The 7,118-nt window shown below is 52.0% G+C and carries 6 protein-coding genes; all 6 read left to right on the forward strand.

From position 1 onward, the window contains the following. The 6 genes from ACO0LM_RS25895 (at window position 1) to ACO0LM_RS25920 (ending at window position 6,973) form a co-directional block, all read left to right on the forward strand. Window positions 1-1,263 carry an MFS transporter gene (locus tag ACO0LM_RS25895; protein ID WP_423041366.1) on the forward strand — a complete coding sequence of 421 codons (1,263 nt, stop codon included), beginning with the start codon at window positions 1-3 and terminating at the stop codon, window positions 1,261-1,263. A 374-nt stretch (window positions 1,264-1,637) separates the two neighbouring features. Beyond that, complete coding sequence (locus tag ACO0LM_RS25900; protein ID WP_423041368.1) at window positions 1,638-2,474, forward strand: heme-binding protein; 837 nt, start codon at window positions 1,638-1,640, stop codon at window positions 2,472-2,474. Window positions 2,475-2,631: 157 nt separating this feature from the next. Next, window positions 2,632-3,825 carry an FAD-dependent oxidoreductase gene (locus tag ACO0LM_RS25905; RefSeq protein WP_423041370.1) on the forward strand — a complete coding sequence of 398 codons (1,194 nt, stop codon included), beginning with the start codon at window positions 2,632-2,634 and terminating at the stop codon, window positions 3,823-3,825. A gap of 75 nt (window positions 3,826-3,900) precedes the next feature. After that, entirely contained in the window at window positions 3,901-5,913 is a 2,013-nt protein-coding gene (locus ACO0LM_RS25910; RefSeq protein ID WP_423041372.1) for a hypothetical protein, read from the forward strand. A gap of 236 nt (window positions 5,914-6,149) precedes the next feature. Then, window positions 6,150-6,512, forward strand: coding sequence for a VOC family protein (locus tag ACO0LM_RS25915; RefSeq protein ID WP_422987310.1), 363 nt, complete (start codon window positions 6,150-6,152; stop codon window positions 6,510-6,512). Between the two features lie 2 nt (window positions 6,513-6,514). Beyond that, entirely contained in the window at window positions 6,515-6,973 is a 459-nt protein-coding gene (locus ACO0LM_RS25920; protein ID WP_423041374.1) for an EVE domain-containing protein, read from the forward strand. Window positions 6,974-7,118 lie beyond the last annotated feature (145 nt).

The following is a 7,118-nucleotide window of genomic DNA, read 5'->3' on the forward strand; positions in this document are numbered from 1 at the left end:
ATGCAAAACAAGAAATTCAATCCAGCTTTTAATTCCTATCTGATTTACATTGGTGTGGCGATTGCCTCTGGCGGTGTTGCCTTGTATACGCCCATCATCGTTTCCGAAACTGGCAAAGCGTTTTCCGGCTTCTGGGCTGCATCGATTTTATTCGGGCTGAACCTGGGGCGTGTACTGGGTTCTTATACGGGCAGCCGCTTTCCACGCCTGGCGGGTCATCCGCTGGCGGTATCCGGCAATATCCTGCTGGAAGGCATTGCCCTGTATTGCATGGCGTATTTGCAACAGGCCTGGGCGCTGGCACTGTTTGCCTTGCTGGCGGGCCTGGGCAGCGGCCTGTCCTTTCCTGGTTTAAAAAATTACCTGCTGAAATTGAAAGAACTGAATCAGGCCACGCTGTTCAGCAAGCTGGCATTTTCCATACGTATGGGCCTGGTAGGTGGTTATCTGACGGCTAGCTGGGTGCCGCATGAACAATTGAAGCTGGTGTTCCTGATCGTGCTGATTACTTTCATTGTCTACGGCCTGTTCATGCTGGTAGCCATGCGTGCCATCAGCGATCATGAAGCACATCACCTGGCACTGGAAAAGCAAAACGCCAGTGTAGCAACATCAGCATCATCACCTGTCGATGCCACGAATGGTGACGTGAACGATGCCCCTTCACAATTGCCATTGATGTTTCATTTATCGAATGCGGTATTCTGGTGTTTTGCCGTGCAACCCATGATAGGTTTCAGCCTGCACATCCCGAAGTTTACACCCGAGATTCCGGTATCGACGCCGTTCTGGCTGGCAGCACTGGTGATCATTTTTTTCCAGATCCCAATCTCCCGCCGCGCCGTGCGCACGCGTGACCATTTCCGGTTTTTGAAGATAGGCTATGCCTGTTTATTTTTGAGTTTTGCGCTGATGACGGTATTTACCCACAGCGCAGCGGCAGTCGTCGCATCAGCCATTTTACTGTCGTTCGGCCAGGTATTTTATGGGCCTTCGCTGGATGTACTGATCGCCCGGTTTGCCAACAAATCGGCAACCGATACCGGCAGGCTGATGTCGCAACAGATGTTTTATCAAAGCATAGGCACCATGGTCGGCAGCATGGCTGGCGGCATCCTGTTTGACCTGGCGCAGACCCTGCATCTGCCTGGATTGAACTGGGCTTTGCTGGCCGCAGCCAGCATGGGCATGATGATACTCAGCAGAAATAAAATCCCTTCTCTGTATCACAGTGCTGGACAAGGGCCGCAAAGCGCCAATTAGGGCGTGTAGACTTAAATCATCTGGGCAGGCACCTGCCCACTTTCTTCACCCCCTGCCCGTCAAAAATACCGCACAGGAAATCCATCAAGCCTGTGCGCGACCACTTCCTGTCGTACTGCTGTCACCTCCCTGTATTTTGCTTATCAGAAACTGCACGCTATCCCCGTCGCATTGCTCACAGGATTGAGTAAAATCCTGCTTCACAAGTTAATTTTTTTACTATACTATTCATTAACCAAATTCTTATTATTTAGGCAATCAGCTTCTCAGACAAATCTGCGTCGCCTGAACAAACTCGCTTAAGGTTTTTGTATCTGTTCTTTAAGACAAATCCGGATTTTCTCACGCAGTAAAACCTCAGAAGGATGTCATCAATGAATGTCAATTCACCTCTGCGCGCTGCAGCGCCCAGCCATCAGGCCACGTCACCGTTGGGATTCCTGTCTGAACTGGAAGGTACCTGGTCCGGTCGTGGCTTTAACCTGATTGCCGTCCCCGACAAACAAAATGGCCATGATTTTCGCCTAATCCTGAATTCCACGACGGAAAGAATACAATTCAATGCCATTGGCGGTGCGGTGCCCAATCGTGGTTCGGCCCAAAATGATATCAACATCTTTGGCCTGACTTACCTGCAACAGGTGAATGATGCGCAAACGCTGGAAGGCATCCATATTGAACCCGGCATCTGGCTGAACGTGCCGGCAACTACAGCGCCGCCGGGCAAGGCCAGCGTCGTCCGGCAATCGACCATCCCGCACGGTGATTCCCTGCTAGCGCAAGGAGTAGGCTTTGGTGCCAAAGGCGGCCCGCAAATTGCACCGGTCAGTGCCAAACCCACCGGCCCTGGCCTGGCGCACAAAATGCTGGGTTATCTTGATCCTTACACGCTGACAAAACTGCCACCTGGCATGAAACAGGAATACGTCGCCAACATGAACCAGGCACTGGTAGATGCGATACAGGGCCAGAACATCATCAGCAATACCGTGCTGTCAGTTGCCTCGATACCGGTAGGTGGTATTGTGAATATCCCTTTCGTGACCATCAATGCGAATGCCACCAAGATGGATGCGATTTTCTGGATAGAAACGGTAGAACGCCCGGATGGCAGCCATTTCCTGCAAATGCAGTACACGCAGACAGTGATGCTGAATTTCCTGGATATAGACTGGCCCCATATTTCTGTCGCCACGCTGATCAGGACATGATGCCTGCCTGCTTTTGCAGATGAATTTGCAGATAAATTTGCAGACGAATTTGCAGATCAACTTGTAGATGAATATAGCATCGTGCCTGATACGGCACGATGCCTCGATGTAGACAAGCCATGCGTGCAACGCGCATTGAACACAGAGAGGACATCTTATGAACAATGACAAACACTTCGATGTGATCGTCATCGGTGGTGGCCCCATGGGTCTGTCAACTGCCTATCACCTGAGCAAGCGCAAGGTAAGCACCCTGGTGCTGGAGCAATTTACCTTCATCAATCAACTGGGTAGTTCTGCCGGGGTATCAAGACAGTTCCGCATCCCTTACCCGGATGAATACATGGTCAAGCTGGTCAAACAATCCATTCCTTTCTGGGATGAGTTGCAAAGCCTGACACCGGTACCGTTGATGGATGAAGTCGGTACCTTGTGGTTTGGTGACCCGGATGTGCATTCCACCGAGGGCAATATCAAGCAGGCAGAAATTGCCCTGACAGCGCAAAACGTTCCCTATACCACCGTCAGCGCCAGCGAGCTTGAGAGTCAATACCATTTCCGGGATTTGCCATCCACCTACACGGGTTTGTTCCAGCCCCAGGGTGCCAGCATAGACCTGAAGGCGACCCAGCAAACCCTGTACAACTGGAACCGTGAATCCAGCCTGGTGACATTGAAGGAAGAAGCGCCTGTCACCAAGATAGAACATCATCATGATCAGTTTGAAGTGACTACCCCATTGGGCAATTTTACGGCAAAGAAACTGGTACTGGTTCCGGGTCCATATGCCAATGCTGTTTTCAAATTGCTGAAATTCCAGGTGGCTGCCACTTACTGGAATATGGCATCGGCATTTTATAAAAAGACGACACCGCAGGTTCAATACCCGACCTGGTTTGTGTTTCAAAATCCTGTGGGCAGCAATGGCAACCAGTTCTATGGTTTCCCTGAAGTCAGCTGGAATTATCCCGGCTATATACGGGTTGCCTCTGACTTCGTGATCACACCGCTCGACTCTCCTGAACAGCGCACCTTGGTACCCAATCCGCAAGAGCTGGCCTATACCGCAGAGTGGGTTAAAAACCATATGTCGGGCCTGGAGCCGGTGCCGCATTACACCTCTACCTGCCTGGTGGCGCTCAGCAAAATCCCCAACAAGGAATTGCTGGTCGATTTTGCACCTGCCTACGTCCCTGCACACAAGGACATCGTGATTTATGCCACGGGCTGGGCAGGCAAGTTTGTACCACTGCTGGGAAAAATACTGGCAGACCTGGCTCTGGATGGCCACACCCCATTTGATATCTCGCATTTTGCCACCGGCTACAAATACTTTACGCAATTGAAATAATGAAAATGCGTGAGCACACAACAACTCATCGACTCGACCACCATCGGTTCAACCACATAACGAACAGACGACATCATGACAACCAAAACCTACTCCATCTTCGGTGCCGGCGCCGCCGGCCTGTACACTGCCTGGCGCCTGTTAAGCGGACAAACCAGGGAACATGAGCATCACAAACTGCTGGGCAAGGGCGACAAACTTGAACTGTATGACTGGGGCAAGTACGACTTCAGCAAAGAAGACCATGGCAGCCGCGCACCTGGTGCCCGTGTCTGTACCTGGCATTATCAAAATGACCCCAGCAAGTCTTATGTGGAACTGGGTGGTATGCGTTATTCAGAATGGAATAGCAAGGCCAAGGATGCGAATGATGGCAAGGCACCGGGCCACAGACTGGTGACAACCGTCATTTCCAAACTGGGGCTGGATCAGTATTCGGTGCCCTTCAATGAATCTGACAATCCTCTGTACTACCTGCGCAGCGAAAATTTCTATCTGCAAGAGGTGACTTCGCGTAACCCCGCGCCCTATAACGCCAATAACTATCTTGCCAGCTTGTCGCCGAATCAGGGTTTTACTGTGGTTGAAGACCTGGCCGTGACCGCCACTACCGGGCCACAAACCCGGCGTGAGTGGGATCATTTTTACCAGCACGGCAAAATCACGGCTGAATTGCCGGAATCATCCATCTTCCAGAAAGGTGACAAGCTCAAGGATATCGGTTACTGGAACCTGATGTTTGATCAACTGGGTTCTGAAGGCTATAACTACGCCGCCGATGGCAATGGCTATACCTCGAATGTGATTAACTGGAATGCCGCAGTCGCCTTCCAGACCAATAATGAATTCACCCCCGGCAATCAGTACAAGACGCTGACGACCGGCTATTCCGGCATGTTCAAGGCCTTGTTTGAAACCATCAAGCAACTGGCAAAAGACAAGGGCGTGATTTTTGATTACCAGCCTAACCACCGCCTGCATTCCATACTCGACATCGACCATGTCATCCACTACAGCATCGCCAACCGCGACAATCCCAATAAGAAATCCGGCAGTGGCACCACTGATGCCGCCTGGCTGGCCATGCCGCGTTATGCACTGGAACTGGTGGCGCAGGCGACACGCTATGAAAGCCATCCAGGGCTGGATGTATTGAACGGCCAGAAAGTGCAGTTGTACATGGAAGCATCCATCATGCAGCCTTCGTACAAGATAGGCATGTTTTTCAAGGAAGCCTGGTGGCTGACCCAGGCCAGCTATCCACCACAACTGACCAGCTACGAAGTCACCAAGGATGTCTTGCTGGCGCTGGAAAAACAACAATTCCCTGAAAGGTATTTATTGAAAATTGCCAGACCGGCAGTGGATGGTCAGGCAGAGATCATGAACACCCCCTATTCCAGCGCCGAAAGCCTGTTGAAAGTGGTCGAGCAGCGTCTGCAGGAACGCCTGACCGTACCGCAGGAAGAACAGCTGTTGTCAGCTTCAACCCGCAATACCATAGGCCCCAGCGTCACGGATAATCCGGTACGCATGGTGGTCTATTTTGGCAACAATGCCACCGACAAGACGGCAGAACCGGTGTATGGCCTGCTGGCTGCCTATGACGATGAAATGTTCACCACCTTCTGGCAAGAACTGGAGCTGGGACCGGATGAGCAAAGACATCTCCCCATATCTGAAAACACCGAGCCACTGAAAGGCCCGCGCAAGCTGCCGCCACGCATGCTGAAGATGGTGCGCAAGCAGTTGGCGAATATCCATTTCGGCCCGAATGCCGACTTTACCTCCGTGCCGGAACCGCTGGATGCCGCCTACATAGACTGGTCACTGCCGCCCTTCAATGCTGGCTACCATGCCTGGGCCGCACATTATGATATTGGCGATGTACAGCAAAAAATCCGCAAGCCTTCACAACTGATACCTGGTGCAGATACGAATATCTTCATCGTCGGCGAAGCCTATTCCAATGACCAGGCCTGGGTCGAAGGGGCCTACTGTACCGCTGAATCGGTATTGAATGATTTCTTCGGAGTCATACCGCTGATAGACAATACCCATTATCCGTTTATCTGCTCTGGAAAATAAGCAGCAAGTCAACCAATGGATTGGGCCTGCCAGCGGCCCATTCCGTCACCGTCACATATCTGCACCAATCCCCATCATGCGGGCACCAGAAACTGGTGCCCGCATCGGTTTTCCCGCTGCTACTCCCGCAAAACACTACTGACAGAAACTGACACTGGCCGGGCATACCATGGCCAGGCCTTGAGCACCTGGCTCAGGGCATTTACCCCATGTCCCATTATTAGGAGTGTCATCTCATGTTTAATCCCGGCTATATTCTTTTATACGTCTCCAGCCCACAAGCCAGCGCGGCTTTCTATAGCGAATTGCTGGGTTTGGCACCGATAGAAAACTCAGACACCTTTGCCCTGTTCAAACTCACATCCGGCGTCATGCTGGGTTTATGGGCTGCCGCCACGGTTGAACCGGCAGCCACCGCCGTTGGTGGCAGCGAACTGGCCTTTACCGTCGCCGACCAGGCTGCCGTTGATGCCACCCATGCCCAGTGGGCAACACGCGGGCTGAGCATTGCACAAGCGCCCTGTGCGCTGGATTTTGGCTACACCTTCGTGGCACTGGATGCAGACGGTCATCGCCTGCGCGTCTTTACCCCAAGCTGATCATGGCACGCAACTGGATTGCAGTTGCCTCGGCTGACCATGTGCAAGGTGGTCAGCGCGATGGCTTCATGCAGGTATGTCATGGCAAGGCTGCCCCTTTACGTCGCCTGCAAGGCGGCGACAGAATAGTGTATTACTCACCCAGCCAGGTTTTTGGCAGCAAGATCAAACTACAGGCGTTTACCGCGCTAGGCATCATCCTGCCGCGCGCAACTTACCAGGTGGCTATGGGTGAAGGATTTCATCCCTACCGTCGTGATGTCTTGTGGCTGCCGTCTCAGATAGCAGCCATCCATCCGCTGCTGGAAAGCATGGAATTTTCTGCCGGCGTGCGCAACTGGGCTTACCAGTTCCGTTTCGGCATCGTTGAAATCAGTAGCCATGACATGGACATCATTGCTGCTGCCATGCAGGTAGATATGGACGTGGATGTGACTAAGAACTTATCCGTAAATAAATGATAAACTAAGATCGAGATATTTTTTTGCGATGATAGGGAATGACGAGAGCCAAGTCATGGGAAGTAACGGACGAATTTTGGAAACGTGCAGAAGCGCTGTTGCCGATGCGGCAACGCCCGGACAATAAAAGCTATGTTCGTCAATC

The organism is Undibacterium sp. Di26W (assembly GCF_049340265.1).
Classification (GTDB): domain Bacteria; phylum Pseudomonadota; class Gammaproteobacteria; order Burkholderiales; family Burkholderiaceae_D; genus Undibacterium.